Here is a 26606-nt window from a genome sequence, read left to right as displayed (position 1 = left end):
AGGAGGTTATATGATGAAGGATAAAAGCTCAAAAATGACTATTGTTAAAAAACTTATTGAAAAAGGCAAGAAAAAAGGATCCTTAACTTATAAAGAAGTAATGGATGAACTTTATGAAATAGAATTGTCACCAGAACAAATAGAGAAAGTATATGAAGTTTTAGAATCAATGGAGATTGAGGTTGTTGGGGATATGCATGCAAAAGCTGCACCTGCTACAGGTGCTCAAGCAGAAGCAGAACCTGAAACTGAAGAACTTGATGTTAGCATACCAGAAGGTATATCTATAGATGACCCAGTTAGAATGTATTTAAAAGAAATCGGCAAGGTTGCATTATTATCATCGGCTGAGGAAATTGATCTTGCTAAAAGAAACGAAGAAGGAGATCTTGCTGCTAAGAAAAAACTTGCAGAGGCTAATTTAAGATTGGTAGTAAGTATAGCTAAGAGATACGTTGGACGTGGAATGTTGTTCTTAGATCTTATTCAGGAAGGTAATTTAGGACTAATAAAAGCTGTAGAAAAATATGATTATAGAAAAGGCTTTAAATTTAGTACTTATGCTACATGGTGGATTAGGCAGGCGATTACAAGAGCGATAGCCGATCAAGCAAGAACTATAAGAATACCAGTTCATATGGTTGAAACTATAAATAAACTTATTAGAGTTTCAAGACAATTGTTACAGGAACTTGGACGCGAACCTCAGCCAGATGAAGTTGCTGAAAAAATGGAAATGCCAGTTGGAAAAGTTCGTGAAATAATGAAAATTGCACAAGAACCAGTGTCTCTTGAGACCCCTATTGGTGAAGAAGAAGATAGTCATTTAGGTGATTTTATTCCGGATGATGATGCGTTAGCACCAGCGGAAGCGGCTGCATTTACAATGCTAAAAGAGCAATTAATTAATGTTCTAGATACGCTTACTCCTAGAGAAGAAAAAGTTTTAAGATTAAGATTTGGGTTAGATGATGGACGTGCAAGAACTCTTGAGGAAGTTGGAAAAGAGTTTAATGTAACTAGAGAGAGAATAAGACAAATTGAAGCAAAAGCACTACGTAAATTAAGACACCCAAGCAGAAGTAAAAAATTAAAAGATTATTTAGATTAGAACATATTAAGCATAAAAAAACACCTTTTTAAGGTGTTTTTTTTCATTGTCATGTAAAAATATGTAAATGCATTTACAAGGTAGATTTATATATGATATAATACATTTTAGAAGGTGATTAAATGGAGAGTTATGAATCGAAACGAGGGTACGGGTTAGTGCTTATGCTACTGACTATTGCATTATATAATATATTAATTTTAATATTTCTTAAATTTACTAACTCATACATTGTAGCTAATCTATTAAAACTTTTATTAGTCGCTTGTAATATATATCAAGTATATTATATATTGCTGTTCGCCTCAGTTAAATGTTCTATTGATGAGGAAAAACTTAAAATTTATGCTATTTGGTCCTTAAAAAGGGTGATAATTCCACTAAATGAGATTGAAGGATATTCTATGACTACTGGTAAAATTAAAGGCGTAAAGCTTAATGGTATAGCCGCTAGCGGTTTTGTAATGGGTAGATTTGTAATTGATAAAATTGGAATGTCTAGAATGTTTGTCACTGATAATAAGAATGTTGTTTATATAAAAACTAAACATATGAATTATGCAGTTTCACCACTTAACTTTAAAAAATTTGAGGAAGATTTAATCTATCACGAGATACCTGTTGCTGAGTGGAAGTATAATGTGAATAATAGCTATAATCTTCATAAAGACAAATATTTTATTGTGCCATTAATGATAGTTAGTATTATAATACTAATATTAACTTTAAATCCACTTATATTACATTTGAAAAATGCGATACCTGATATTATGCCATTAAATTTTGATGCAAAATTTAAGCCAATAAAAATGGGTACAGGTAAGCAATTTGCATTTACTCAGATGCTTTATGGAGTATTAAATATGGCTTTGCTTTTTTGTATGTATTATGCAAGTTATTTTTGCGCGAAATATGATAGAAAATCAGCATATAAATATATTTATTTGTCACTAGTTGTGGCGCTTATATTTTTAATTATGCAGTTTAAAATATTAATTAACTTTAGATAAGGATGAAAATTATGGAGCTTAGTATAAGATTAAAATGTATTGTAAGTATGATTAAAAAATGTGATAGTGTTATTGATGTTGGTACGGATCATGGATATGTTCCTATTTATTTAGTGCAAAAGGGTATAACAAAAAAGGCTATTGCATCTGATATAAATAGAGGGCCTGTTGAAAAGGCTAAAAAAAATATAACTCGTAATAATGCAACTAATGTAATTAGCTGTAGGTTAGGAAGTGGACTGTCTACAGTTAAAGAAGGTGAAGTTCAGGTAGCTATTATTGCAGGAATGGGTGGCAATTTAATAAGAGATATATTAGAAACTGATTTGGGTATTGTTAAAAAATTAAAATACATGGTACTTCAACCAGTTCAAAATGCTGAAGTGCTTAGGGAATATTTATATAAAACTGGATATGAATTTATTGATGAAGAAATTTGTTATGATGATGGTAAGTTTTATGAAATAATTAAGGTTAGATATGATTCTAAACCTAAAGTGTTAGACAATATATATTATGAAATAAGTAAAATATTATTAGACAAAAAACATTTAGTGATGAAAGAGTTTATAGAATACAAATTACATAAATACTCAAAAGTATACGATGGTTTAAACGAGAATACCGTTTTATCAAACACTAGGAAAGAGCAGCTTTATTATGTTATACGGAAACTTAAGGAGTTTTTAGAATGCTTTTAAAAGTAAAAGACGTAGAAAATATTATGGAAGAGTACGCACCCTCTATTTTAAAAGAGAGTTATGATAATGTAGGACTTATGGTTGGAGAGAGCGCGGAAAATGTTACAAAAATTTTAGTCGCATTAGATTGCACAATGGATGTAATACGTGAAGCAAAAAATAAAGGGTGTAATTTTATATTGACGCATCATCCTCTTCTTTTTGTTAAACCTAAAACTATTACTACAGATACCTTAGTAGGAAAAAAAGTTATTGAGCTGATTAAGAATGGTATAAATGTGTACTCTAGTCATACAAATCTTGATTCTGTTAAAGGCGGTTTGAATGATATTGTTACTGAAATCTTAGGCTTTAGTAAATATAAAATAATAGAGATGTCAGAAACAAATGATTCAGGTAAAACTGATGCAGGAATTGGTAGATTAGTAATTTTAGATGAACCTATCCGTTTTGAATCGTTATGCGAAAATGTTAAAAGGACACTTAAAGCAGAATTTATAAGAGTTGTAGGTAAGGATGATAAATTAGTAAATACTATAGCCATTATAAATGGCAGTGGAGAAGATTTTTTTGGGGAGAGTATAAAGCTTGGAGCAGATTGTATTATTACAGGAGACACTAAATACCATGGTGCTTGTGATTTATTAGAACAAAATATTGCTTTAATCGATGCTGGTCATTTTAAAACGGAGTGGATACCGTTTAAAGTATTTGTGGAAAAGTTCAAAAAACGACTAATAGAAGATGGATATGACAATGAAGTTATAATTTCTAAGTGCACTTTTGATCCATATAAAATCAAATAGTGATTGCTTTTGTTTTAATAATATGATATTATAGTTTTGCGAGTAAGCCAGACAATCGCTGCTACTGTATTGCTTGCAATACTTTAGAAGAGGAAAGTCCGAGCTCCACAGGGCAGGGTGCTGGGTAACCCCCAGTGAAGGCGACTTTAAGGAAAGTGCAACAGAGAGATACCGCTAAAGGTATTCTAAAAGTTTAGTTTACTAAAATTTTAGAATATACTAGCAAGGATGGAAAGGCGAGGTAAGAGCTCACCAGCGCACTGGCGACTTTGCGGCTATGTAAACCCCACTTGGAGCAAGATCGAATAGGAGAACATTTTGGGGCGGCCCGTCTCGTTCTCGGGTGTATCGCTTGAGCTTATTGGTAACAGTAGGCCTAGATAGATGATTGTCTAATACAGGACTCGGCTTATAGACTTAGTCGCACTAAATATAAAAAAGTACTCACCTTAGGGTGAGTTTTTTTTTACGTGGAAAAATTAAAAAAAATTTATTGCAAAATGACCTTTTATAATTGGTCAAAGTATATTATAATCTTACTATAACGAATTATAAAAGATAAATAATGTTTAATATTCGTATAAATTTAATTTTTGGAGGTATTAATCATGAAAAATAAGATATATAGGTTATATGTTGAGAAAAAAACGAACTATGATATTGAAGGTGGAAAAATACTAAGTGATATAAAAATAAATTTAGGTATAACAGGTCTTAAGGGGCTTAGATTAGTTAATAGATATGATATTACAGGAATAACACAGAATCAGTATCTATTGTCAAAAAATACTGTATTTTCAGAACCTACAGTGGATGATGTTTATGATGAAGAACTAGATATGAAGGATTACAATACAATATTTGCTATTGAATTTTTGCCAGGACAATATGATCAGAGAGCAGATTCAGCATCTCAATGTATTCAGATTTTAACAAGAGAAGATGAACATATAGTTAAAACAGCAAGATTGATATTATTAAAAGGAAATGTTAGCATCGGTGAATTAGATAAGATTAAAGAATATTGCATAAATGCTGTAGACTCTAGAGAAGCGAGTTTAGAGAAACCAAAAGATTTAGAGCAAAGTTTTAATGAGCCAGAGCAGGTAAAAACAGTAGAATCTTTTACTAATATGACTGATGGAAAGCTTGCAGAGTTCTTAAAAAGTAATGGGCTTGCTATGAGTTTTGAGGATTTGAAATATTGTAGTGATTATTTTAGAGAAACTGAGAAGAGAAATCCAACTATAACAGAGATAAAAGTTATTGATACATATTGGTCAGATCATTGTAGGCATACAACTTTTAATACTGTAATTGATGATGTGTGCATAGAAGAAGGAAAATATTCTAAACCAATTAAGATGGCTTACACAGAGTACTTAGGTACTAGAGACTTTGTATATGGCAAAACAACTAGAGACGTAACATTAATGGATATGGCTGTTATTGGTATGAAGGATTTAAGAAAACAAGGGAAATTAAAGGATCTTGATGTTTCAGATGAAATCAATGCTTGTAGTATAGTAGTTGAAGCCAATATTGATAACAAAAAAGAAAAATGGCTTGTAATGTTTAAAAATGAAACCCATAATCATCCTACTGAAATAGAACCTTTTGGTGGCGCGGCAACTTGTCTTGGTGGATCAATAAGAGATCCATTATCAGGTAGAAGTTATGTGTATCAAGCAATGCGTGTTACAGGAAGTGGTGATCCAAGAACAAAAATTTCAGATACTATAAAAGGAAAATTGCCTCAAAGAAAAATTACACTTGAAGCTGCTCATGGATTTAGCTCATATGGAAATCAAATAGGACTTGCTACAGGACTTGTTTCTGAGGTTTATGATGAAGGATTTGTAGCTAAAAGAATGGAAGTAGGAGCGGTTATTGGAGCAACACCTTATAGTAACGTAGTGAGAGAGGAACCGCTTGCGTCTGACGTAGTTATACTTCTTGGAGGTAAAACAGGACGTGACGGATGTGGTGGAGCTACAGGGTCATCTAAGCAACACAGTGAAAGCTCACTACTGGATTCGGGAGCAGAAGTTCAAAAGGGTAATGCCCCTACAGAAAGAAAAATCCAAAGGTTATTTAGAAATCCTAAGGTAACTAGACTTATAAAAAGATGTAATGATTTCGGTGCAGGTGGAGTATCAGTAGCTATTGGTGAACTTGCAGATGCACTTATAATTAATTTGGATAAAGTTACTAAGAAATATGAGGGGTTAGATGGTACAGAGCTTGCTATATCGGAATCACAAGAACGTATGGCTGTTGTAGTTAGGAAAGAGGATGCAAGCATATTTATAAAATTATCAGAAGAAGAGAATTTAGAGGCTGTAGAAGTGGCTCTAATAACTAACGATAATAGGCTTAAAATGGTATGGAAGGGTAAAACTATAGTTGATGTAAGTAGAAGTTTCCTTGACACCAATGGAGTTAAGCAGCATGCAAATATAAAAATAGCAACACCTAAAGAGGATGAATATTACTTTAAAAAGAATAAATTAGAAAATTCAAGTGAAACTAAATCAATAAAAGCTTTATGGAATTCTACATTATCAGACTTAAATGTTTGTAGCAAGAAGGGATTATCAGATAGATTTGATAGTACTATTGGTGCAGGAACAGTGCTTATGCCATTCGGTGGGAAATATCAAAAAACACCAACTCAATCTATGGTTGCAAAATTACCTGTTCTTCACGGAGATACAAACACAGGTACAATAATGGCCTATGGATACAATCCTAAATTATCGACTTGGAGTCCTTTTCATGGAGCTGCATATGCAGTAATTGATTCTGTAACAAAGGTAGTTGCCAGCGGTGGTGATTATGAGAACATTAAACTAACCTTCCAGGAATACTTTCAAAAATTATCAAAAGAACCTTATAAATGGGGTAAACCATTTTCAGCTCTTTTAGGAGCACTACATGTTCAAAAAGAATTTAGTATAGCTGCAATCGGTGGAAAAGATAGTATGTCAGGTACTTTTAATGAGATGAATGTACCGCCAACTTTGGTGTCTTTTGCTGTAGATGTTGTAAATACAGATAAGGTTATATCTCCAGAATTTAAAAAAGGAGATAGTAAGGTTGTTTTAATTTATGCAACTATAGGTGAAGATGGATTACCTGATTTCGAAAAACTTCGTACAAATTATAAATTAGTAAAAAAATTAATTAGTAGTGGTAAAGTAATGTCTAGTTACGCAGTTGGAATGGGTGGACTTATAGAGGTTATATCAAAAATGAGTTTTGGTAATAATATAGGGTTTACCTTTGCAGATGATGTTAAAGTAGAAGATATATTCAAAGAAAATTATGGCAGCATAGTTATGGAAATAGAAAATGATGTTCTTGATGTTCTAACAAAGGAAAGTTCAAATATTCAAATACTTGGGCATACAACGAAAGAGCCAGTTATTAAAGTCTTAGGGGAAACTATTAGTTTAGAAGAAGCTTTGAGTAATTGGGAAGAACCTTTAGAAAGTGTATTTAACACAAAAGTAAATAATGCAAAAGTAAGTAGCATGAAAGAAGTTGCTATTTCAAAAGATAATACAATTAATAAAAACCATATAGATGTTAAAAATATAAAACTTAACGCTACTCCTATTATTAAAGTAGCAAAACCTAAAGTCATAATTCCAGTGTTCCCAGGAACTAATTGTGAATATGATTCTATGAGGGCTTTTGAGAAAGCTGGCGCTGAAGTAGAAATTGTGGTTATAAACAATCTATCAGCAAAACATATTGAGGAATCTATAAAAGCTATAGCACAAAAGATAAAAAATTCTCAAATTGTTATGCTTCCAGGTGGATTTAGTGCTGGTGATGAGCCAGATGGTTCTGGTAAATTTATAGCTACATTCTTTAGAAATCCTATAATAAGTGAAAGCATTAGTGAATTATTAGAGAAAAGGGATGGATTGATGCTGGGAATATGCAACGGATTCCAGGCGTTAATAAAGCTTGGACTTCTCCCTTATGGAAAAATATCTGATATAACAAAGGATAGCCCAACATTAACATACAATGAAATTGGAAGACATGTATCTTGCGTTGTGCAAACTAAAATAATTTCAACAGTGTCTCCTTGGCTTAGTAATGTAAAAGTTGGAGATGTACATTCTATTCCAGTATCACATGGAGAAGGTAGATTTGTAGCAAATGATGATGTAATTAAAAAATTATTTGCAAATGGGCAAGTAGCTACTCAATATGTAGACTTTGATGGAATTCCAAATAACGATATAAACTTTAATCCTAATGGATCAAGATATGCAATTGAAGGAATTACAAGTTTGGACGGAAGGATTTTGGGTAAAATGGGACATTCAGAAAGAGTTGGTGTTAATACTTTAGTGAATATTATCGGAGATAAAGACCAGAAAATATTTGATGCTGGAGTAAACTACTTCAAATAAAATACGAACGATAAATTGTAAAAATACATTTATTTGTTCATATATCGGCATAAATACGAACGATAATATAAAAAACATAATTAATGAATTGACTTAATGGAAAATAGATGTTAATATTAAAACATAAATTAGGAAAAAACGAATAATTAGTTCATCGATATATTTCTAGGAATATGGCTTAGAAGTTTCTACGAGAGGCCGTTAACTTCTCACTATTGGTGAATCTTGAATTGAAGTTATAAGGGTGTGTATATGCCCTTAATTCAAGATTACACCATAAAAACATTATTTTGTGGTGTAGTCTTTTTTTATTGCAATTATAACAGTTAAATACTTTATGTAAATAAGGAGGCAAATATATGAGAGTAGGAATTATATTTGGAAGCAAATCGGATAAAGATATAATGAAGAATGCTGCAATGGCACTTAAGGAATTTGGAGTGGAGTATGAAGTACACATCCTCTCAGCACACAGAGTACCAGAAAAATTAACTCAGGTAATAAAGGAAATGGAAGATAGAGGGGTAGAATGCATTATCGCAGGAGCAGGTCTTGCAGCACATCTTCCAGGAGTAATCGCTTCTCAGACTATATTACCAGTAATAGGAGTGCCAATTAAAGCAGCTCTTGGAGGTATAGATTCATTACTTTCAATTGTGCAAATGCCAAAAGCTATTCCTGTAGCTACGGTGGGTCTCAATAACAGTTATAATGCTGGGATGCTTTCAGTACAAATTTTATCTCTTAAGTATTCACTTCTTAAAGATAAACTAATTACATATAGAAAAGAAATGAAAGAAAAATTTATAGCAGAGAATGAAGAGCAAATCGAATTTTAAAGGTTAAATATATAGGTTAAAAATTAATATATGAAGGAGTGTTATAAATGGGAGATTCAGTTTTATTATATGAGGGAAAAGCTAAAAAAATGTTTAGTACAGACAATAAAGATGAGATAAGAGTATATTTCAAGGATGATGCAACGGCTGGAAATGGCGCTAAAAAAGGTCAAATTGAGAAAAAAGGAATCTTAAATAATAGTATAACTACTATGTTATATGAGTTATTAGAGAAAAAAGGTATAAAAACTCATTTTATTAAGAAAATAAATGATAGAGAACAGTTATGCAAAAAAGTTGAAATAGTACCTCTAGAAGTAATTATAAGAAATGTTGCAGCTGGTAGTATGGCAAAAAGATATGGAATAGTAGAGGGAAGTAAGCTTAAAATACCTGTAATTGAATTAAGTTATAAAAATGATGATTTAGGTGATCCTCTTATAAATGATTATCATGCAGTAGCTATGGATCTTACTACTTTTGAAGAATTAGGAGAAATATATACAATGGCTTTTAAAATAAATGATATTTTAAGAGAACTTTTCCTTAAAAAAGGTATTAACTTAATAGATTTTAAATTAGAATTTGGAAGATTTAATGATGAAGTAATTTTGGCAGATGAGATATCACCAGATACTTGTAGATTTTGGGATGTTGAAACTGGAGAAAAACTAGATAAAGATAGATTTAGAAGAGATTTAGGAAATGTTACAGAAGCGTATGAAGAAATATTAAGTAGAATTACTAAATAAAATTAAATTGCAATGAAGATATAGAAAACAGCCTACAAAGGACAATAGCGATGAACAATAGCAATGAACATATAAGGAGGAATTTCTTTGAGTGAATTTATAGAATCAAATGAGGTCATTATTAATGATCAAGATAAGTTTAAGGATGAATGTGGTGTTTTTGGAATTCTTGCGGCGGATAAAGACTTAGATGTTGCATCGTTAACTTATTATGGGCTTTATGCTCTTCAGCATAGGGGAGAAGAAAGTGCCGGAATAGTATATTCTGATGGAGTTTCCCTTACTTGTGAAAAGGCTATGGGACTTGTAAGCGATGTTTTTGATAAGAAAAAGATTAGTGAAATGAAAGGTATAGCTGCTATTGGACATGTTAGATATTCAACTACAGGATCTAGTGAAGTGAAAAATGCACAACCACTTTTAAGTAAATCGAAACTAGGTGACATAGCAATAGCTCATAATGGTAATTTAGTAAATGCAGAGGTAATCCGCGAGTTACTTGAGGATTGCGGCTATATGTTTCAAACATCAATAGATTCAGAAGTAATACTTAACTTAATTGCTAGAGGTGCAAAAAAAGGCATGGAAAAGGCAGTAGTTGATGCAATACAAGCTGTTAAAGGTTCTTATGGAATAGTAATGCTTACAAAAGATAAGTTAATAGGTGTTCGCGATCAAAATGGTATTAGACCTCTTTGCATTGGTAAAATAGAAAATAGTTACGTTATAGCTTCAGAAAGTTGTGCACTTGATGCAGTTGGTGCAGAGTTCTTAAGAGATGTAAAACCTGGTGAAATAGTAATTATAGATGAAGCCGGCCTTACGTCTATTAATTTTGCCGAAAAAACTAAAAATTCAACTTGTTCCTTTGAGTATATATATTTTGCAAGACCAGACAGCACAATTGATGGAATAAATGTGTACACTTCAAGAGTGGCAGCGGGAGAGCAGTTATTTAAAGAGTCTCCAGTGGATGCAGATATGGTTATAGGAGTTCCAGATTCAGGACTGGCATCAGCAATAGGTTATTCTAAAATGTCTGGGATACCTTTTGGAATAGGTCTTGTAAAAAACAGATATGTGGGTAGAACTTTTATAAGCCCAACTCAAGAAATTCGCGAAAGAGCAGTCTCTGTAAAATTAAATGCATTAAAAATTAACGTAGAAGGTAAAAGAGTTATTTTAATAGATGATTCAATAGTTCGTGGAACTACAAGTAAAAGATTGGTTGACATTCTAAGAAAAGCTGGGGCAACAGAAGTTCATTTTAGGGTTTGTTCACCAGTAGTAAAATATCCATGTTATTTTGGAATAGATACACCTTATAGAAAAGATTTAATAGGGTCTAATATAAGCGTTGAGGAAATAAGAGGAGAGATAGGTGCAGATAGCCTTGGATATTTAAGTATAGATGGACTTCTTAAAACACTTGGCCATAATGAATTTTGCTTAGGGTGTTTTAATGGTACATATCCAGTATCAGCTCCATACGAAACTGAGAAAGAAAAATTAGGAAAGTAGGGGATATTTATGATAACTTATAAAGATGCAGGTGTCAATATTGAAGAAGGATACAAATCAGTAAAATTAATACAAGAATATGCAGCGGCAACATTTACAAAGGGTGTTTTAAATCATTTAGGAAGTTTCGCTGGTATGTTCGAAATAGGAGAGGGTTATAAAAATCCTATTTTAGTTTCGGGTACTGATGGAGTTGGAACAAAACTTGATATAGCATTTAGAATGAAAAAATATGATACTGTAGGTATTGACTGCGTTGCTATGTGTGTTAATGATGTCCTTTGTCATGGTGCAAAACCTCTTTTCTTTTTAGATTATATTGCTTGTGGTAAATTAGATTCTAAAGTATCGGCGGAGCTTGTAAAAGGTGTGTCAGATGGATGTATTCAATCTAATTGTGCACTAATAGGCGGTGAAACTGCTGAAATGCCTGGCTTTTATAGAGACGGTGAATATGATATGGCAGGATTTACTGTAGGAATAGTTGATAAACATAAAATTATTGATGGCTCTGCTATCAAAGATGGATATTCGCTTATAGGAATTGAGTCCTCAGGTCTTCATAGTAATGGATATTCATTAGTTAGAAAGTTAATACCAAATTTGGATGAAGATTTTAATGGAGATAAGATTGGAAAGACTCTTTTAACTCCAACAAAAATATATGTAAAAACTGTACTAAGTCTTTTAGATAAATTTGACATAAAAGGTATGGCACATATAACTGGTGGCGGTTTTTATGAAAATATACCAAGAATGTTTAATGGAGCGTTCACAGCAGTAGTGGATAAAAACAGCTTTAATACTCCAGACATCTGTAAACATCTAATGTCTCTTGGAGTAACCGAGGAGCATATGTTTAACACATATAATATGGGAATAGGATATGTATTATGCGTTGAAGATAAAGATGTTGTAAAAATCATAAAGACTATTAATGATTTAGGAGATAGAGCATATAAAATTGGGCATGTTGAGGCTGGAGGTGCAGGAGTTTGCTTAAAATAGCCGTATTAGTATCAGGTGGCGGAAGCAACCTTCAATCTATTATAGATAATATAGAAAGTGGGTACTTAAACTGTTCTATAGAGGTCGTAATTAGTGATAAAAAAGATGCATATGGCATAGATAGGGCAAAAGCTAAAAATATAAAAACATACATATTAGACAGAAAGCAGTATGGGAAAAGTATGTCAGCTGAAATATTTAAAATTCTAGATGGAAAAGTAGATTTAATAGTACTCGCTGGTTTTTTATCTATACTTCAAGGTGAACTTCTCTCAGCATTTAAGGGCAAAATTATAAATATACATCCAGCACTTATCCCATCATTTTGTGGTGGGGGTATGTATGGATTGAAAGTACATGAGAAGGCTATAGAATATGGAGTTAAAGTTTCTGGGTGTACTGTCCATTTTGTAGATGAGGGTACAGATTCTGGTCCAATAATAATTCAAAAAGTTGTAGATGTTTTTAGCTCGGATACAGCGAAAGATCTGCAATTAAGGATTTTAGAACAGGAGCATAAGGCATTACCCGAAGCTATTAAATATATAAGTGAGGGAAAAATAAGGATTGAAGGAAGAAAAGTACTAGTTATATGAAAGGTGGAATTTAAATGATTAAAACAGCACTTATAAGTGTGTTTGATAAAGAAAATGTTTTGGGACTTGCAACATCACTTCAAAACAATGGTGTAGAGATTATATCCACAGGTGGAACATTTAAGTATTTAAAAGAAAATGGTATAAAAGTTGTGGAGATTTCTGATGTTACAGGATTTGAAGAGATATTAGATGGAAGAGTTAAAACATTACATCCAGTTATTCATAGTGGAATACTTGCTATTCGTGGTAATAAAGAGCATATGGCAACTATTAAAGCTAAAGGAATAAAACCTATTGATATGGTAGTAGTTAATCTTTACCCTTTCTTTGATAAAGTTTGCGAAGATATAAGTTTCGAGGAGAAAGTTGAATTCATTGATATTGGTGGACCAACAATGCTAAGAGCAGCAGCTAAAAACTTTAAAGATGTTATTGTATTAAGTGATGTTTCTGATTATGAAAATATAATAAAAAAAATGGATGCTAAAGAAGAAGTAGATTTTGATACTAGAAAACACCTAGCAGGTAAAGTGTTTAATTTAGTATCAGCTTATGATGCAGCTATAAGTAATTTTTTACTAGGAGAGAAGGCATACCCAGACTATCTTTCTGTATCATATAAAAAACAAATGGATCTAAGATATGGGGAAAATCCTCATCAAAGTGCAGCTTATTATGTGAAAACTTCAGGAAATGGAGCAATGAAAAATTTTGAGCAGTTAAATGGCAAGGAGTTATCTTATAATAATATAAAGGACATGGATATTGCATGGAAGGTAGTATGTGATTTCGACGAAATTACTTGTTGCGCTCTAAAACATAATACACCATGTGGTGTGGCGATAGGTAGTAGTACACTTGAGACTTACAAAAAGGCGTATGAATGTGATCCAATGTCTATTTTTGGGGGTATTGTTGCTTTTAATAGAAAAGTTGATAAAGAAACTGCTCTCGAGCTTAAAAAGATATTCTTAGAAGTAATTATTGCACCAGACTTTGAGGAAGATGCATTAGAAGTATTAAAAGGTAAGAAAAATTTAAGAGTTGTAAAGTGTTTAAACAAATCAGAAGGCACTATTAATATGGTTACTGTTGATGGCGGAATACTAGTACAAAGTTCAGATGATAAATTAGCAGAGGAAATAAAAGTAGTTACTAAAAAGAGTCCAACCCAGGCGGAAGTGAAAGATCTAATATTCGCTATGAAAGTAGTTAAATATGTTAAATCTAATGCCATTGTAGTAGTTAAAGATGGTGCAACTAAAGGAATCGGAGTAGGCCAAGTTAATAGAATATGGGCAGCAGAGCATGCTTTAGAAAGAGGAGTAGATGCAACAGTTATGGCATCAGATGCATTCTTCCCATTCGGAGATGTTGTAGAACTTGCCGCAAAATATAATATAAAGGCTATAATTCAACCAGGTGGTTCAATTAAAGATGTACAATCAATAGAGATGTGTGATAAAAATGAAATTGCTATGGTATTTACAGGAATTAGACATTTCAAGCACTAGTCATAACTTCATGATGGGATAACCTAGTTATTCCATCAATTTTAATTTATAGAGATAAAGGAGATGGAATAATGAAGGCATTAATTATTGGTTCTGGTGGACGTGAACATGCTTTAGCATCAAAGGTTGCAGAAAACTCCAATGTGGAGGTGGTTTATTGTGCGCCTGGTAATGGTGGTACATATAGAGAAAATAAATGTGAGAATATTAATATTACGCAGATAGATGAGCTTTTATCATTTGCTATTGAAAGCAAGATAGATATTACAATAGTTGGATCAGAGGAATGGCTTGTACAAGGAATAGTAGACAAGTTTAATGAAAAGGGACTTAAAATATTAGGACCATGTGAAAAAGCGGCAAGACTAGAGGGAAGTAAATCCTATTCTAAAGAATTTATGAAAAAATATGGCATAAAAACAGCTGCGTATGAAGTATTTGAAGATGAGAATAAAGCTATAGATTATCTTAAAAATTGTGAGTACCCTATAGTAATTAAGGCCGATGGACTAGCAGCAGGAAAAGGGGTAGTTATCTGCAATGATTTTTTCGCGGCTAAAAGTAGTATAAATGACTTTATGGTAGTGGATATATTTAAAGGCAGTGGGAAGAAAATTGTAATAGAAGAATTTTTAGAAGGTGTTGAGGCATCTATACTCTCTATAACAGACGGGAAAGTTATACTCCCATTTGTATCTTCAAAAGATCATAAACAAATATTTGACGGAGGGATTGGACCTAATACAGGAGGGATGGGAGCTATAGCACCAAATCCATACTGTACTAAAGAAGTATTAGATGAATTTTACAAAAATATATTGTTGCCTACGCTTAAAGGAATTCAAGAGGAAAAAATGGATTATAGGGGCATAATGTTTTTCGGTATAATGATAACTAAAAAAGGTGTATATTCGCTGGAATACAATGTAAGATTTGGAGATCCTGAGACGCAAGCTGTGCTTCCATTAATGAAGAGTGATTTTACGGAACTTGTAATTAGTGCGATAGATAGAGACCTTGAAAACTTTGAGTTGTTGTGGAAAAAGGGATATTCTTGTTGCCTAATTGCTGCATCAAAAGGTTATCCTGGAAAATACAATACGGGATATGAAATAAGTGAATCTGGAAAATTAGAAGGTAAATTATATTTAGCAGGTGCTATTTGTGATGATGGTCTTTTAAAGACAAATGGTGGAAGAGTTCTAGGAATAACAGGATTTGGTGAAACACTCGCAAAAGCAAGGAAAATAGCTTATGCTGATATGAAAAAAGTTCAGTTTGATGGAATGTATTATAGAAAAGATATTGGGAAATAGAAATAAAGAGTATGAAATTTCATACTTAATAATTTAGATAATAAAAAGTGCGATTAGTTATTCTTCGCACTTTTTATTCATTAATAAGAAAAATTCAATAAAAATGGTAGTTGATTATATTTAGAGATATTTAAAAAGGCCTGTAAGCATTTTTAAGGCAACAGCTAAAGACATTGTTACAAAAATAGGTTTTATGAGTTTTGAACCTTTATTTAATGCAACGATTGTACCCATTTTAGCGCCTATAATCATAGAAATAGCTACTGGCAATCCTATCATATAATTTATTTTACCGCTTAGGGCAAATAAGATAAGTGCTGTAATATTGCTGACAAAGTTTAAAATTCTTGCATTAGCAGAAGAAGTTACAAAGTTAAAACCAAAGATACTTATAAATCCAAATACTAAAAATGAACCAGTTCCAGGGCCAAAAAATCCATCATAAAAACCTAAGAAAAGTGCGAGGATTACTCCAAGAATAACATTTTTATTATTGAGGCCTTGGAATTTATCTTCTAATCCTAAAGATTTGGAAAAGAGAGTATAAATTCCAATGAACATGATAAGAATTAATACTAATGTATTTAAAAATTTTTGGTCTATATGTAGAACTGCTTTAACACCTAATATCGAGCCTATAAAGGTGAAGGGGATAAGATATTTTAATAACTTAAAATTAGCCTTCCCTGATTTTATAAATTGTAGCGAACTAGTAAAAGAACCAGCAGTAGCACTGAATTTATTGGTTCCAAGCACCATGTGAGGAGGTAAACCTGCAAGCATAAAGGCGGGCACACTTATTAAACCACCACCTCCAGCAATGGAATCCACAAAAGAAGCTAAAAAGCCGGCCATACATAAGAGAATAATTTTAGTAATCATGTAACACCTTCCTAATTTTCAATAAATTAAAACAAATAATAAGGTTTTCTTATATTATAAATGATTGTTAGTATAAATTAAAGAGTCATATTGATGAAATTTAAATTAAATAAACACCAAAAACAATAGGCAAATACATCAAGATACTTAATAAACTATTGATTTATACGTCAAAAATACGTATTATATATAGGTGGAGTAAAAAATTATAAGCATTTTATAATGGGGAATTATAAAAATAAAAGTTAACAAAAATAATAATATAATAATTGGGGGAATTAAAATGTTAGAACAAGAAGGAAACAAGGTAAATAGTAAAGACGGTCAATCAGTTAAATCCAATTCTAATAATGCATCAAGACCTACTTTTTTAAACACTTTTATGGCTAGCCTTATAGATTTAATAGTTATAGGTGTGACATCAACAGTAGTAGTATTTTTAGCAGATGCTGTGCTTAGAATATCAGGATTTGCATTAACTCAAAAATTTGAAATGATATCTGTGACTTTTATGGTTGTTATGGTATTATACATGAGTATTATGGAAAGTGGAAAAATGTCTGCTACACTTGGTAAGAAAGCATCAGGACTATTTATTACTAAACGATAGGAGTTTGTGAAAAAAATATGCAAAAAAGAAAAGAATATGAATTTGATATAGAAGAATTAGAATTTCCAGCACAGGGAATTGCATACTATGAGGGTGAAAAGGTAATGATTAAAAATACATTACCAGGTCAAAAGGTAATTGCTAAAGTATCAAGAAAGAAGCAATTTGTAGTAGAAGCAAAACTTGTGAAAATACTTGAAGATGTAGACTATAAAGTTGAACCTCTTTGCAAAATCACTGAATTTTGTGGAGGATGCAGCCATCAATTCCTTTCCTATGAAAAGCAATTAGAATTTAAAAAACAACAAGTTCTAAAATTATTTGAAGATGCAGAAATAAAAGATTATGAATTTTTGGGTATAGAGCAGAGTCCTGAACAATTCGAGTATAGAAATAAAATGGAATTCACTTTTGGTGATTTTAGAAAAAACGAAGAATTAACTTTAGGCATGCATACAAAAGGAAGAAGTTTTAGTATAGTTACTGTTGATGATTGCAAAATAGTTGATGTAGATTTTAGAGAGATATTAAAATTAGTATTAAACTATTTTATAGAATTAAAATTGCCACATTATAATGTAATGGAGCGTAAGGGTTATTTAAGAAACTTAGTGATTCGAAAGGCTAAAAATACTGGTGAAATATTAGTTAATTTAGTAACTACATCTCAGATAGATTTAGATCTTAGTGAAATTACGAATAAGCTTAAGGAATTAAAATGTGATGGAGTTATTACCGGAATAATGCATACATATAATGACTCATTATCAGACATAGTTCAAGCTGATAAAACTGAACTATTATACGGAAGAGAATACATTATGGAAAACATATTAGATCTTAAGTTTAAAATCAACCCTTTTGCTTTTTTTCAAACTAATTCAAAAGGTGCAGAAAAGCTTTATAGTATAGTTAGAGATTTTTTAGGTAATTCAGAATCAAAAGTTGTGTTTGATTTATATTGTGGAACTGGAACTATAGGTCAAATTGTTGCAGCTAAAGCTAAAAAAGTTTTGGGAATTGAATTAATAGAAGAAGCAGTTGCTGCTGCAAATGAAAATGCAAGAATCAATGGATTAGATAATTGTGAGTTTATAGCAGGTGATGTAGCTAAAGTTATAAAAGATGTACAAGATAAACCTGATAGCATTATCTTAGATCCTCCAAGAGCGGGTGTTCACCCTACAGCATTAGATTATGTAATAAAATTTGATGCACCGCACATAGTTTATGTTTCTTGTAATCCTAAAAGTTTAGTTGTTGATTTAAAAGAAATGATCAATAATGGATATAAGGTGAATAAGGTAATATTGATGGATATGTTCCCTCATACCCCTCATATAGAGACTATTGTTGATATAGTTAAGGCATAGGCTGATATCAAAGGCTTTAAAGGTTTTTAATAGTTAATTAAAGTGTGTTTAATGTCCCCTCAGACGAGTGTTTGGGGGAATTTTTAATTTATGGAATGACCTTCTAAATTGTAAGTTAAGTGAATTCAATAATGCTGCTAATTATGTAGAATCAGAGGATTATTCAAGAAAGGGGAATTGATTTATGTTAAATTTAAAAGTAAAGAAAATTAATGAAGTGGCTATACTTCCTCAATATGCTCATGAAGGTGATGCAGGTTTAGATTTATTTTCAGTTGAAGAAAAGATTATTATGCCAGGTGAAACAGTACTTGTACATACAGGAATTCAAATTGAGTTACCTAAAGATACAGAAGCTCAAATTAGGCCCAGAAGCGGACTAGCTTTAAAGAATTCTATAACAGTACTAAATACACCAGGAACTATTGATGAGGGATATAGAGGTGAAATTGGAATAATTTTAATTAACCATAGTAAAATTAATTTTAGAGTTGAAAAGAATATGAAAATTGCACAAATGGTAATAAAACCAGTTTTAAAGGTTAGTATAGTAGAGGTAGATGAATTAAATTCTACAGAAAGAGGTAAAGGTGGATTTGGTTCAACTGGGTTTAGTAAATAATACAGACAATAAAATGAGATAACTTAGTATTTAAGTTATCTCATTTTATTTTTACAAGATTTTTTTATTTAACCTTTGAGCACACCAACATTAGGAATATTAGCTAGGTTGATTGATACTCCGTGACAGCTTTCAAACTGAGGGTTTAAATTTTTACCAGCACTTAAGCAATAGTGTTTAGATTCACTCCATTTTGGAAGTGGTTGTCGTGGTTCTCTTCAGCAGCATCTGCATCTGCTTTAGTTTCATGAACTGTACCATGTGGATGCTGAGGTGGTGCATAAATAGAGTATAATTTAATTGGTATATCACCTGTATTGATTAGATTATGCCATTTACCAGCAGGTATGATGAACGCAAAATCATCATAGACGTTTCTTTGAAAATCCAAGTTATATTTACTGTCACCCATTTTAACAAGTCCTTGGCCTTCTTCAATACGTATGAATTGGTCAAGAAAGGGATGAACCTCTAACCCTATGTCTTCCCCAACATTGATGCTCATCAGGGTAAGTTGTAAATGGCTTCCTGTCCATAAAGCAGTACGATAAGTATTGTTTTGCTTAGTAGCTTTATCAATATTAATTACAAATGGTTCTGCTCCATAATCTTTTAACTGAATTAAACCATTATCATAGGGATTTGCTGATTGTAAAAAATCAAATCTTGAATCATACTCCATTTCATTAGTTGGGGTATACATTGGCACGTTAATGTAATAAGGACATGGATATGGTTTATAAAGATTATACATTGGTGTGTTAACAAAGTAAGGATATGGTTCATAAACATTATACATATTGATATTCCTTTCATAGTACTATAAAATTATAATATGATATATGTTTAGAAAATGTGCTTTCGTTAGAGAGTATAATGAATTAAGTAATGTAAGCTGGTTTTCTAGAGTTTATCTGATTTTGGTATGTTTAATTCCTTAGGAATTAATTTTTTAAAAACCTTTAAAATACTTTTTTTCATAATTCTCACAAAAAGCTATTGAAGTTAATATTTAATTGTATTATGATGTACTTAGGTTTGTTCTTCGTAGTTAAAGCCTAAACAAAAAGCACAAGTTGTATTCAATACATCTTGTGCTTTGTTTTTCTATATAAAACTACAGTTGCTGACATTCATGTCTAAAAGAGAAGATTTACTGCAAATTAAAGTGTCCTCTAACAGTATTGATGAAGCATTTATAGTCAGTAAGTGAATTTATAAATTATTTATAGTATGAAAAATATTATGAACATATGAGTTGATTAGATAAGAGACTTACAGGGTGATTTACTACTTATAAATTGTTAAAGAAGGTGTATTATTGTGGATATAATAATAACTGATAGGTTAATAATCCGGCCAATTGCGCAACAGGATTGCTATGATATAAGTGAATACGGATGTGATGAGGATACGGGTAAATATATGATATATTGGCCTAAATCCAAAAATAATATCAGAAAGTTTATTGATGAATGTACTACTTGTATGAATTCTAATACAGTTACTTGGTATGAATTTGCAATCCAATTGAAGGAAAACAACAAAGTTGTTGGTAACATTTCGTTAAAAATAGAAGAAGAATTCACAGAAATCGGTTGGATTTCTAATAAGGTATATTGGAACAATGGTTATATGACAGAAGCGGTTAGAGAAATCATTAAATATGCATTTCATAAACTAAACATTACTAAGATTATGTCGAGCTGTACTAATAAAAATCGAGCATCCTACAGAGTTATGGAAAAGTGTGGTATGACTAAAATTAAAGAGGAAAAGAACTATAAATCTATAAAGCAGGGAATTGAAGTGGAATATGATAAACTAACTTATTGTATTGAAGGATAGTGTTGGTTGAGAAGAAGATGAATTCAATATTTTATAGAAAATAAAGGAGATAAAAAATGGCAGAATTATTATTCAATAATAATTTTTAGTAAGTGATACTTAACTTGTTTAGAATAAAGGGGGTGGTGTAAATGAGCAGCATGGGAAATAAAATAATGGTTATAGGTTCCCCAGGTAGTGGCAAAAGTACATTCTCGATGAAGTTGTCAAAAATCACGGGTATTCCTCTTATTCATCTTGATAAAGAGTTTTGGAATAATGGATGGATTGAAACTCCGAGGACTGAATGGGTGAGAAAGCAAAAGAAGTTAATAGCAGGATATGAATGGATAATAGATGGTAACTATGGGGGTACTATAGATATTCGACTTGAAAAGGCCGATACAATAATATATTTTAAATTAAGTAGAGTTGTTTGCTTATTGAGTTACTTTAAACGAGTTATAACAAATTTAGGTAAAATAAGACCTGATATGCCAGAGGGGTGCCCTGAAAAGTTTGATTTTGAATTTATGAAGTATATTTGGAATTTCTCTAATAAACCACGTCAAATAAATATTGATAAACTTGAAAAAAATAATAAACAGGTAATAGTATTTAAAAATAGAAGACAATCAAAACAGTATATTATAGAAATTTTAAATGGAAGAAATTAATGAGAATGTAATCGGTTATATAATTCATTAATATCTATTTTAAGTTAAACTATGATGGTAGTATGGTAATAACAATTAATCAGAAATACATGAAATAATTGAATCAAAATCGGAGGGATATGGCATGAATAATGAAAAAATATTAGACCAAAACAGTAAGAGTTGGGATATCATAGCTGATGATTGGTTTGGAGTAACAGCTCTTCCTACTTACGGCCCGTTTACTCCTAAAGAGGATGAATTAAATTTATTTGAAGATGTTTCAGGTAAATATGTATTAGATATAGGGTGCGGTAGTGGTCATTCGCTGTGTTATATGGGTGAAAAGGGTGCATCCGAATTGTGGGGAATTGATATTTCATCAACACAGATAAAAAGTGCTAAAGATGTTCTTAATAAAAGCGGTTACTCACAAAAGCTTTTTGTTTCACCAATGGAAAATAATCCTGGGATACCATTAAATTATTTTGATATTGTTTACTCAATATATGCTTTAGGTTGGACTATTGATTTGGAAAAGACAATAAATATGATATCTAATTATCTTAAACCAGGTGGGATATTTGTTTTTAGTTGGGATAACCCACTTATGCAGTGTTTGGAAGTAAAGGATGACAAGATTTTTTTAAATCACTCGTATATGGAGGAAAAATTGATAAATATGAAAAAAGGTGGACAACCGATGTCGCTTTATAATTGGAAGTTGTCAACATACATAAATGCACTTTCAAATGCAGGAATGAAGGTTGAAAGATTAATTGAGAAAACGGACACAGAAACAATTAATAATGCTGCTGATTTTTCAGAAAAATATTATTCAGCTTTTAAAGCTAAGATTATACCAATGTCATTTATTATAAAGGCTATAAAATTATAGAGTGAGTTTTTTTAAATCAGATTTAAAAGAATACTGTAAACTTGTAGAGAATGAGAGCTCCGAATATAGATAGTACGATACAATATTTAACATGCGAAATAGTAAAGTAATTAGTGAGGGGTAAATGGTAATGATAAGAATGGCGACAATTGATGATATAGATAGTCTTGTAAAATTAAGAATTAAATTACTTGAGGAAGCATTTGTGGAGAATATAGTAGATTCATCATATCTGAATTTTAAATATAGATAGTGGAGGAGCATAATGAATAATGATTTTAAATCATATTTAGAAAACGTAAAGAAACCTTGGGGCGTAATGTTTTATAGAGTGGTTTGGGAACAACTATCTCAAATAACTAATTCTAAAATCCTTGATTTTGGAAGTGGATTGGGAATTACCGCAAATCATTTAGCAAAGAACAATGAGGTGGTTGCAATAGAACCAAATGCCGACATGGTAGAAATGAGAATATGTGAAAATAATTATAAGCAGATGATTGGGGATATAGAGCAATTAAAACAACAAGAAGATAGTTCGTTTGATTTAGTAGTATGTCATAATGTTTTGGAGTATGCGGAAGATCCAAAAGAAATATTTAGAGAATTTTATCGAGTTCTTAGACCCAATGGAATAATTTCTATGGTAAAACACAATCATGCTGGAAGAATCATGTCCAAGGTCATTTTCGAAAATAATATGGACGAGGCAATCAGGTTGCTTAATGGTGGAGTAAGTAATGTAGCTAATTTTGGTCAGGTAAATTATTATAATATCAATGATATTAGGGGGTGGATAGGTGAATTAGGTATTAATATTGAAAAGGTGCTTGGAATTAGAACGTTTTTTGCTTTGCACCCAAATAATGAGATTAGATATGACCCAATTTGGCAAGAAAAGATGTTTGAGGTTGAAATGATGGTTTCTGATATAGAGGATTATATAAATATATCTTTTTACAACCATGTTTTGTTAAAAAAAACAAGGTGAATACCCAAAGCATATAAAGTATTTATTTGAGTTTCTTAGTTCATATTTTTTTTAGTGTACCACAATAGAAATTTGTATTGACTCTACTCTGAGGTCAGAGTTTATAATACAGTTGAAGGGAGGTAATATCTTGAAAATCAGCGAGTTTGCTAAAAGAGCAGGAGTAACTGTAAAGACGTTACTGTATTATGATAAAATCGGATTATTGAAACCATCACAAAAAACTGACTGTGGATATAGAATTTATTGCGAAAAAGATTTTTTGATACTTCAACAAATTACTACTTTAAAATTTATTGGTCTATCTTTAAGTGAGATAATAAAGATTTTGCATGAAACAGAAGCAAATTTAGAAAATATGATCATTATTCAAAAGAAAGCTTTAGAAGAAAAGAAAAAACATATAGAATCAGTTATAACTGTCTTTAACAAGGCCGAGAACCAAATAAAAGAAAATGGATTCTTAGAGGTTGATAAACTAATTGATATTATCAAGATAACTAATATGGGAAATAAGGTAATTGAGCAGTATAAGACTGATGAAAATCTTAATTTAAGGGGTAATCTTCATAGTTATAATACAAATAAGACAGATTGGAATACCTGGTGCTTTAATCAAATGAAATCCCCACTAAAGCCAGAATACTGGAACTTGGATGTGGAACAGGGGAGTTGTGGAGTAAAAATAGTCATAATATAAATGAGGAATGGACAATAACTTTATCAGATTTTTCTAAAGGTATGCTAAGTAGCACAAAAGATAGATTGGACATAGTAGATGGTAACTTTTTATATGAGGAGATTAATGCTCAAAATATTCCTTATGAAGATGAAAGCTTTGATGTAGTCATTGCACGACATATGCTTTATTTTGTACCAGATATTAAGAAAGCTATATCTGAAATAAAGAGAGTTCTTGTTAAAGGTGGCTTGTTTTATGTAACCACAAACTCAGGTGACATTATGGCGGAATTGAATGAACTTGTAAAAAACTTTGATTGTAGTATGGGATTGCATGATAATGGAATGTGCAATAGGTTTGATTTGGAGTGTGGACAACTATTGCTAAAAGAATATTTTAGTGAAGTTAAGGTGGGTATTTTTGAAGGGAAAATAATAGTAGATAATGCTGAACTGGTGGTATCTTATAAAGCTTCTTCTATAAAAGGTAGTTCGGTACTTGTAGGGGAAAAGAAGCGTGAGTTTACAAAGTATGTAGGAGATTATATTAAAGAAAAAGGAAAGTTAGCAATAACTACAAAATCGTGTATTTTTAAAGCAAAGAAGTAAATTGTTATATACATTGTTTCTATTAAATGGAAGAAGCAAAAATATAATAAGCAATTATAAAGTTAAGAAAATGAGGTTTTTATATTTAACGGAGGAATATGGAAATACATAAATTTGATATATTGTGGAGGTATGTATAAATGGGAAAAGAATTGTCAGAAATGGCGCTGAAAGAATTGTGGGAGTTATTCCCGATCATATTAAAAAAACATAATATAGATTATAAAGAGTGGTATGAAACTGAAAAACAAAAACTTTTAAGGTGTATTGATAAAAAAGATATTAGGCGTATTAATCATATAGGAAGTAGTGCGGTTGAAGGCTTGATTGCTAAGCCAACAGTTGATATTTTGTTGGAAATAGATAATGAAAGCAATATTGAGCAATTAAGAGATGCCATACTACATAATGGTTGGCTATTGATGTCATTTGAAAATAAGCCATTCATGAAAATGGTATTTAATAAAGGATATACAAAAGAGGGATTTGCAGAAAAAGTATATCATTTGCATGTCCGCTACTATGATAACTGGAACGAATTGTATTTTAGAGACTACCTTATGGAACATGATGAAGTGGCTAAAGAATATGGTGAACTTAAATTAGAACTTATAGAAAAATATGAGCATGACCGAGATGGATATACAAATGCTAAAACAAATTTTATTTTAAAATATACAGAAAAGGCAAAAGAAGAATATGTCGATAAATATAAACCAAGAAATAATCATAATCAATAATAAAGTTAGATGTAGTGTTCTTTATTAAGGGGATTGAAGAGATAAGCTATAAGAAAGATTAAGGCATTACCTAACGAATCACAGTCATTTGATGATTAAAAATTTTAATACTATTATGTAAGGCGGTGACTCCTATGAAAAGAATAAAGCTAATTAAATACTTGGTGCAGTTAACATAATCTGATAACAGATTGTATCGAGATAGTTAAATTTGGCATCAGATAACTGCACTGCTTTTCATCAAAATTAATTATGAAAAGGGGTTTATGTTATGGAATATATGAAGTTAAAAGAATACTGGTTGTCGGAAGAAAAAAAGATATTTGAAGGGTGGGATTTTTCATATATCGGTGAAAGAAAATCAGAACAATCCTTACCTTGGAACTATGACAAGATAGTTCACCAATATTTAAGTACTAATTCAATTTTATTGGATATGGGAACTGGGGGTGGGGAACATTTATTGATGCTAAAGCACCCTTACAATAATACATTTGCTACAGAGGCGTATCAACCTAACTTTGAATTGTGCAAAAAGACACTAACGCCACTTGGGATTGATGTTAGACAAGTTTTTAATGATAATTACTTGCCATTTGGAAATGATATGTTTGACGTCATAATAAACAGACAAGCGTCTTTTGATATGAACGAAGTTTATCGATTGTTAAAACCGAATGGGTTGTTTATTACTCAGCAAGTTGGTGAATTAAACAATAAGGAACTAAGAAGGTTTTTAATAAGTGGTTTTAATGAAATGAGTGCTAATGAACACACGTTAAAAAGTAATCTGGGTTTAATCAAAAGTAAAGGGTTTAGTATTTTAAAAGCAGATGAATGTTTTCCAAAACAGAGATTTTTGGATGTGGGAGCATTGGTTTATTATGCGAGAATTATCGAATGGGAATTCCCTAAGTTCTCTGTTGATAGTTGTTTTAACCAATTATGTCAATTACAATCAATAGTTGAGCAAAGGGGCTTTGTTGAAAGCAAGCAACATAGATTTGTAATTGTTGCTCAAAAACTTAACCACATAAATTGTATTTAAATGTTGTTTTATATGCTAAATTTAATGTTGTTTTATATGCTAAATTTAATGTTATTTAA

The 26606-nt window shown here is 31.3% G+C and carries 24 protein-coding genes, 1 other RNA gene, 1 pseudogene and 1 riboswitch; of the genes and pseudogenes, 24 read left to right on the top strand and 2 right to left on the bottom strand.

Features of this window, described 5'->3' with window-relative positions; genetic code table 11:
• Positions 1-13: 13 nt before the first annotated feature.
• The 13 genes from rpoD (at position 14) to purD (ending at position 15610) form a co-directional block, all read left to right on the top strand.
• Positions 14-1111, top strand: a complete 1098-nt coding sequence (rpoD, locus tag KPL54_RS15150; protein ID WP_071613588.1) for an RNA polymerase sigma factor RpoD — start codon at positions 14-16, stop codon at positions 1109-1111.
• A gap of 122 nt (positions 1112-1233) precedes the next feature.
• Entirely contained in the window at positions 1234-2121 is an 888-nt protein-coding gene (locus KPL54_RS15145; protein WP_216107351.1) for a PH domain-containing protein, read from the top strand.
• An 11-nt stretch (positions 2122-2132) separates the two neighbouring features.
• Positions 2133-2822 carry a tRNA (adenine(22)-N(1))-methyltransferase gene (locus KPL54_RS15140; RefSeq protein WP_216107350.1) on the top strand — a complete coding sequence of 230 codons (690 nt, stop codon included), beginning with the start codon at positions 2133-2135 and terminating at the stop codon, positions 2820-2822.
• The gene (locus KPL54_RS15135; protein WP_216107349.1) at positions 2813-3628 is read left to right on the top strand and encodes a Nif3-like dinuclear metal center hexameric protein; all 816 of its coding nucleotides are present in this window, start codon (positions 2813-2815) and stop codon (positions 3626-3628) included. The genes KPL54_RS15140 and KPL54_RS15135 overlap by 10 nt, the downstream gene beginning before the upstream one ends.
• A gap of 39 nt (positions 3629-3667) precedes the next feature.
• Positions 3668-4056: RNase P RNA component class A (gene rnpB / locus KPL54_RS15130), an RNA gene on the top strand.
• A 180-nt stretch (positions 4057-4236) separates the two neighbouring features.
• Positions 4237-8061: a phosphoribosylformylglycinamidine synthase gene (locus KPL54_RS15125; RefSeq protein WP_216107348.1), complete on the top strand. Its 3825-nt coding sequence runs from the start codon at positions 4237-4239 to the stop codon at positions 8059-8061.
• A 135-nt stretch (positions 8062-8196) separates the two neighbouring features.
• Positions 8197-8296: riboswitch (purine riboswitch) on the top strand.
• 124 nt (positions 8297-8420) lie between these two features.
• Positions 8421-8900, top strand: a complete 480-nt coding sequence (purE, locus tag KPL54_RS15120) for a 5-(carboxyamino)imidazole ribonucleotide mutase (RefSeq protein ID WP_216107347.1) — start codon at positions 8421-8423, stop codon at positions 8898-8900.
• Positions 8901-8947: 47 nt separating this feature from the next.
• The gene (gene purC, locus KPL54_RS15115) at positions 8948-9652 is read left to right on the top strand and encodes a phosphoribosylaminoimidazolesuccinocarboxamide synthase (protein WP_216107346.1); all 705 of its coding nucleotides are present in this window, start codon (positions 8948-8950) and stop codon (positions 9650-9652) included.
• A gap of 87 nt (positions 9653-9739) precedes the next feature.
• Positions 9740-11173 carry an amidophosphoribosyltransferase gene (gene purF, locus KPL54_RS15110; RefSeq protein WP_253203487.1) on the top strand — a complete coding sequence of 478 codons (1434 nt, stop codon included), beginning with the start codon at positions 9740-9742 and terminating at the stop codon, positions 11171-11173.
• 9 nt (positions 11174-11182) lie between these two features.
• The gene (gene purM / locus KPL54_RS15105) at positions 11183-12181 is read left to right on the top strand and encodes a phosphoribosylformylglycinamidine cyclo-ligase (protein WP_216107345.1); all 999 of its coding nucleotides are present in this window, start codon (positions 11183-11185) and stop codon (positions 12179-12181) included.
• Positions 12169-12777 (top strand): phosphoribosylglycinamide formyltransferase, encoded by a 609-nt coding sequence (gene purN / locus KPL54_RS15100; protein WP_216107344.1) that lies wholly within the window; start codon positions 12169-12171, stop codon positions 12775-12777. Before purM ends, purN begins: the two co-directional genes overlap by 13 nt.
• A 14-nt stretch (positions 12778-12791) precedes the next feature.
• Positions 12792-14294 (top strand): bifunctional phosphoribosylaminoimidazolecarboxamide formyltransferase/IMP cyclohydrolase, encoded by a 1503-nt coding sequence (purH, locus tag KPL54_RS15095; RefSeq protein ID WP_216107343.1) that lies wholly within the window; start codon positions 12792-12794, stop codon positions 14292-14294.
• 71 nt (positions 14295-14365) lie between these two features.
• Positions 14366-15610, top strand: coding sequence for a phosphoribosylamine--glycine ligase (purD, locus tag KPL54_RS15090; RefSeq protein WP_216107342.1), 1245 nt, complete (start codon positions 14366-14368; stop codon positions 15608-15610).
• A gap of 120 nt (positions 15611-15730) precedes the next feature.
• Here purD and KPL54_RS15085 read toward each other — a convergent pair whose 3' ends face one another.
• A complete protein-coding gene (locus KPL54_RS15085) occupies positions 15731-16492 on the bottom strand; it encodes a TSUP family transporter (RefSeq protein ID WP_216107341.1) in 762 nt (253 codons plus the stop codon).
• 283 nt (positions 16493-16775) lie between these two features.
• Between KPL54_RS15085 and KPL54_RS15080 the strand changes: the two genes are divergently transcribed.
• The 3 genes from KPL54_RS15080 (at position 16776) to dut (ending at position 19097) form a co-directional block, all read left to right on the top strand.
• Positions 16776-17102, top strand: a complete 327-nt coding sequence (locus KPL54_RS15080; RefSeq protein ID WP_216107340.1) for an RDD family protein — start codon at positions 16776-16778, stop codon at positions 17100-17102.
• A 17-nt stretch (positions 17103-17119) separates the two neighbouring features.
• On the top strand, positions 17120-18475 hold the full coding sequence (gene rlmD / locus KPL54_RS15075; protein WP_216107339.1) for a 23S rRNA (uracil(1939)-C(5))-methyltransferase RlmD: 1356 nt from the start codon (positions 17120-17122) through the stop codon (positions 18473-18475).
• 184 nt (positions 18476-18659) lie between these two features.
• A complete protein-coding gene (gene dut / locus KPL54_RS15070; protein WP_216107338.1) occupies positions 18660-19097 on the top strand; it encodes a dUTP diphosphatase in 438 nt (145 codons plus the stop codon).
• Between the two features lie 163 nt (positions 19098-19260).
• Here dut and KPL54_RS15065 read toward each other — a convergent pair whose 3' ends face one another.
• Entirely contained in the window at positions 19261-19896 is a 636-nt protein-coding gene (locus KPL54_RS15065) for a cupin domain-containing protein (protein WP_216107337.1), read from the bottom strand.
• Positions 19897-20420: 524 nt separating this feature from the next.
• Between KPL54_RS15065 and KPL54_RS15060 the strand changes: the two genes are divergently transcribed.
• From KPL54_RS15060 to KPL54_RS15030, 8 genes and pseudogenes are all read left to right on the top strand, one after another.
• On the top strand, positions 20421-20945 hold the full coding sequence (locus KPL54_RS15060; protein ID WP_268037590.1) for a GNAT family N-acetyltransferase: 525 nt from the start codon (positions 20421-20423) through the stop codon (positions 20943-20945).
• Positions 20946-21076: 131 nt separating this feature from the next.
• On the top strand, positions 21077-21601 hold the full coding sequence (locus KPL54_RS15055; RefSeq protein ID WP_216107336.1) for a topology modulation protein: 525 nt from the start codon (positions 21077-21079) through the stop codon (positions 21599-21601).
• Between the two features lie 124 nt (positions 21602-21725).
• On the top strand, positions 21726-22478 hold the full coding sequence (locus KPL54_RS15050) for a class I SAM-dependent methyltransferase (RefSeq protein WP_216107335.1): 753 nt from the start codon (positions 21726-21728) through the stop codon (positions 22476-22478).
• Between the two features lie 130 nt (positions 22479-22608).
• Positions 22609-22731, top strand: coding sequence for a hypothetical protein (locus tag KPL54_RS26535; protein ID WP_268037591.1), 123 nt, complete (start codon positions 22609-22611; stop codon positions 22729-22731).
• Between the two features lie 12 nt (positions 22732-22743).
• Positions 22744-23469 carry a class I SAM-dependent methyltransferase gene (locus KPL54_RS15045; protein WP_216107334.1) on the top strand — a complete coding sequence of 242 codons (726 nt, stop codon included), beginning with the start codon at positions 22744-22746 and terminating at the stop codon, positions 23467-23469.
• 130 nt (positions 23470-23599) lie between these two features.
• A pseudogene (locus KPL54_RS15040) lies at positions 23600-24759 on the top strand (MerR family transcriptional regulator).
• Positions 24760-24899: 140 nt separating this feature from the next.
• Positions 24900-25499 carry a GrpB family protein gene (locus KPL54_RS15035; RefSeq protein WP_216107333.1) on the top strand — a complete coding sequence of 200 codons (600 nt, stop codon included), beginning with the start codon at positions 24900-24902 and terminating at the stop codon, positions 25497-25499.
• Between the two features lie 271 nt (positions 25500-25770).
• Entirely contained in the window at positions 25771-26547 is a 777-nt protein-coding gene (locus tag KPL54_RS15030) for a class I SAM-dependent methyltransferase (RefSeq protein WP_216107332.1), read from the top strand.
• The last annotated feature ends 59 nt before the right edge of the window (positions 26548-26606 follow it).

The organism is Clostridium estertheticum (assembly GCF_018861295.1).
In the GTDB taxonomy this organism is placed as follows: domain Bacteria; phylum Bacillota; class Clostridia; order Clostridiales; family Clostridiaceae; genus Clostridium_AD; species Clostridium_AD estertheticum_D.
Note: the sequence above shows the minus strand (reverse complement) of the source record. Positions and strands in the feature narration are given on the sequence as shown.

Coding starts and splice junctions, on each gene's coding strand:
- rpoD (WP_071613588.1), top strand. CDS start 14: ATGAAGGATAAAAGCTCAAAAATGACTATTGTTAAAAAACTTATTGAA.
- KPL54_RS15145 (WP_216107351.1), top strand. CDS start 1,234: ATGGAGAGTTATGAATCGAAACGAGGGTACGGGTTAGTGCTTATGCTA.
- KPL54_RS15140 (WP_216107350.1), top strand. CDS start 2,133: ATGGAGCTTAGTATAAGATTAAAATGTATTGTAAGTATGATTAAAAAA.
- KPL54_RS15135 (WP_216107349.1), top strand. CDS start 2,813: ATGCTTTTAAAAGTAAAAGACGTAGAAAATATTATGGAAGAGTACGCA.
- KPL54_RS15125 (WP_216107348.1), top strand. CDS start 4,237: ATGAAAAATAAGATATATAGGTTATATGTTGAGAAAAAAACGAACTAT.
- purE (WP_216107347.1), top strand. CDS start 8,421: ATGAGAGTAGGAATTATATTTGGAAGCAAATCGGATAAAGATATAATG.
- purC (WP_216107346.1), top strand. CDS start 8,948: ATGGGAGATTCAGTTTTATTATATGAGGGAAAAGCTAAAAAAATGTTT.
- purM (WP_216107345.1), top strand. CDS start 11,183: ATGATAACTTATAAAGATGCAGGTGTCAATATTGAAGAAGGATACAAA.
- purH (WP_216107343.1), top strand. CDS start 12,792: ATGATTAAAACAGCACTTATAAGTGTGTTTGATAAAGAAAATGTTTTG.
- purD (WP_216107342.1), top strand. CDS start 14,366: ATGAAGGCATTAATTATTGGTTCTGGTGGACGTGAACATGCTTTAGCA.
- KPL54_RS15085 (WP_216107341.1), bottom strand. CDS start 16,492: ATGATTACTAAAATTATTCTCTTATGTATGGCCGGCTTTTTAGCTTCT.
- KPL54_RS15080 (WP_216107340.1), top strand. CDS start 16,776: ATGTTAGAACAAGAAGGAAACAAGGTAAATAGTAAAGACGGTCAATCA.
- rlmD (WP_216107339.1), top strand. CDS start 17,120: ATGCAAAAAAGAAAAGAATATGAATTTGATATAGAAGAATTAGAATTT.
- dut (WP_216107338.1), top strand. CDS start 18,660: ATGTTAAATTTAAAAGTAAAGAAAATTAATGAAGTGGCTATACTTCCT.
- KPL54_RS15065 (WP_216107337.1), bottom strand. CDS start 19,896: ATGTATAATGTTTATGAACCATATCCTTACTTTGTTAACACACCAATG.
- KPL54_RS15055 (WP_216107336.1), top strand. CDS start 21,077: ATGAGCAGCATGGGAAATAAAATAATGGTTATAGGTTCCCCAGGTAGT.
- KPL54_RS15050 (WP_216107335.1), top strand. CDS start 21,726: ATGAATAATGAAAAAATATTAGACCAAAACAGTAAGAGTTGGGATATC.
- KPL54_RS26535 (WP_268037591.1), top strand. CDS start 22,609: ATGATAAGAATGGCGACAATTGATGATATAGATAGTCTTGTAAAATTA.
- KPL54_RS15045 (WP_216107334.1), top strand. CDS start 22,744: ATGAATAATGATTTTAAATCATATTTAGAAAACGTAAAGAAACCTTGG.
- KPL54_RS15035 (WP_216107333.1), top strand. CDS start 24,900: ATGGGAAAAGAATTGTCAGAAATGGCGCTGAAAGAATTGTGGGAGTTA.
- KPL54_RS15030 (WP_216107332.1), top strand. CDS start 25,771: ATGGAATATATGAAGTTAAAAGAATACTGGTTGTCGGAAGAAAAAAAG.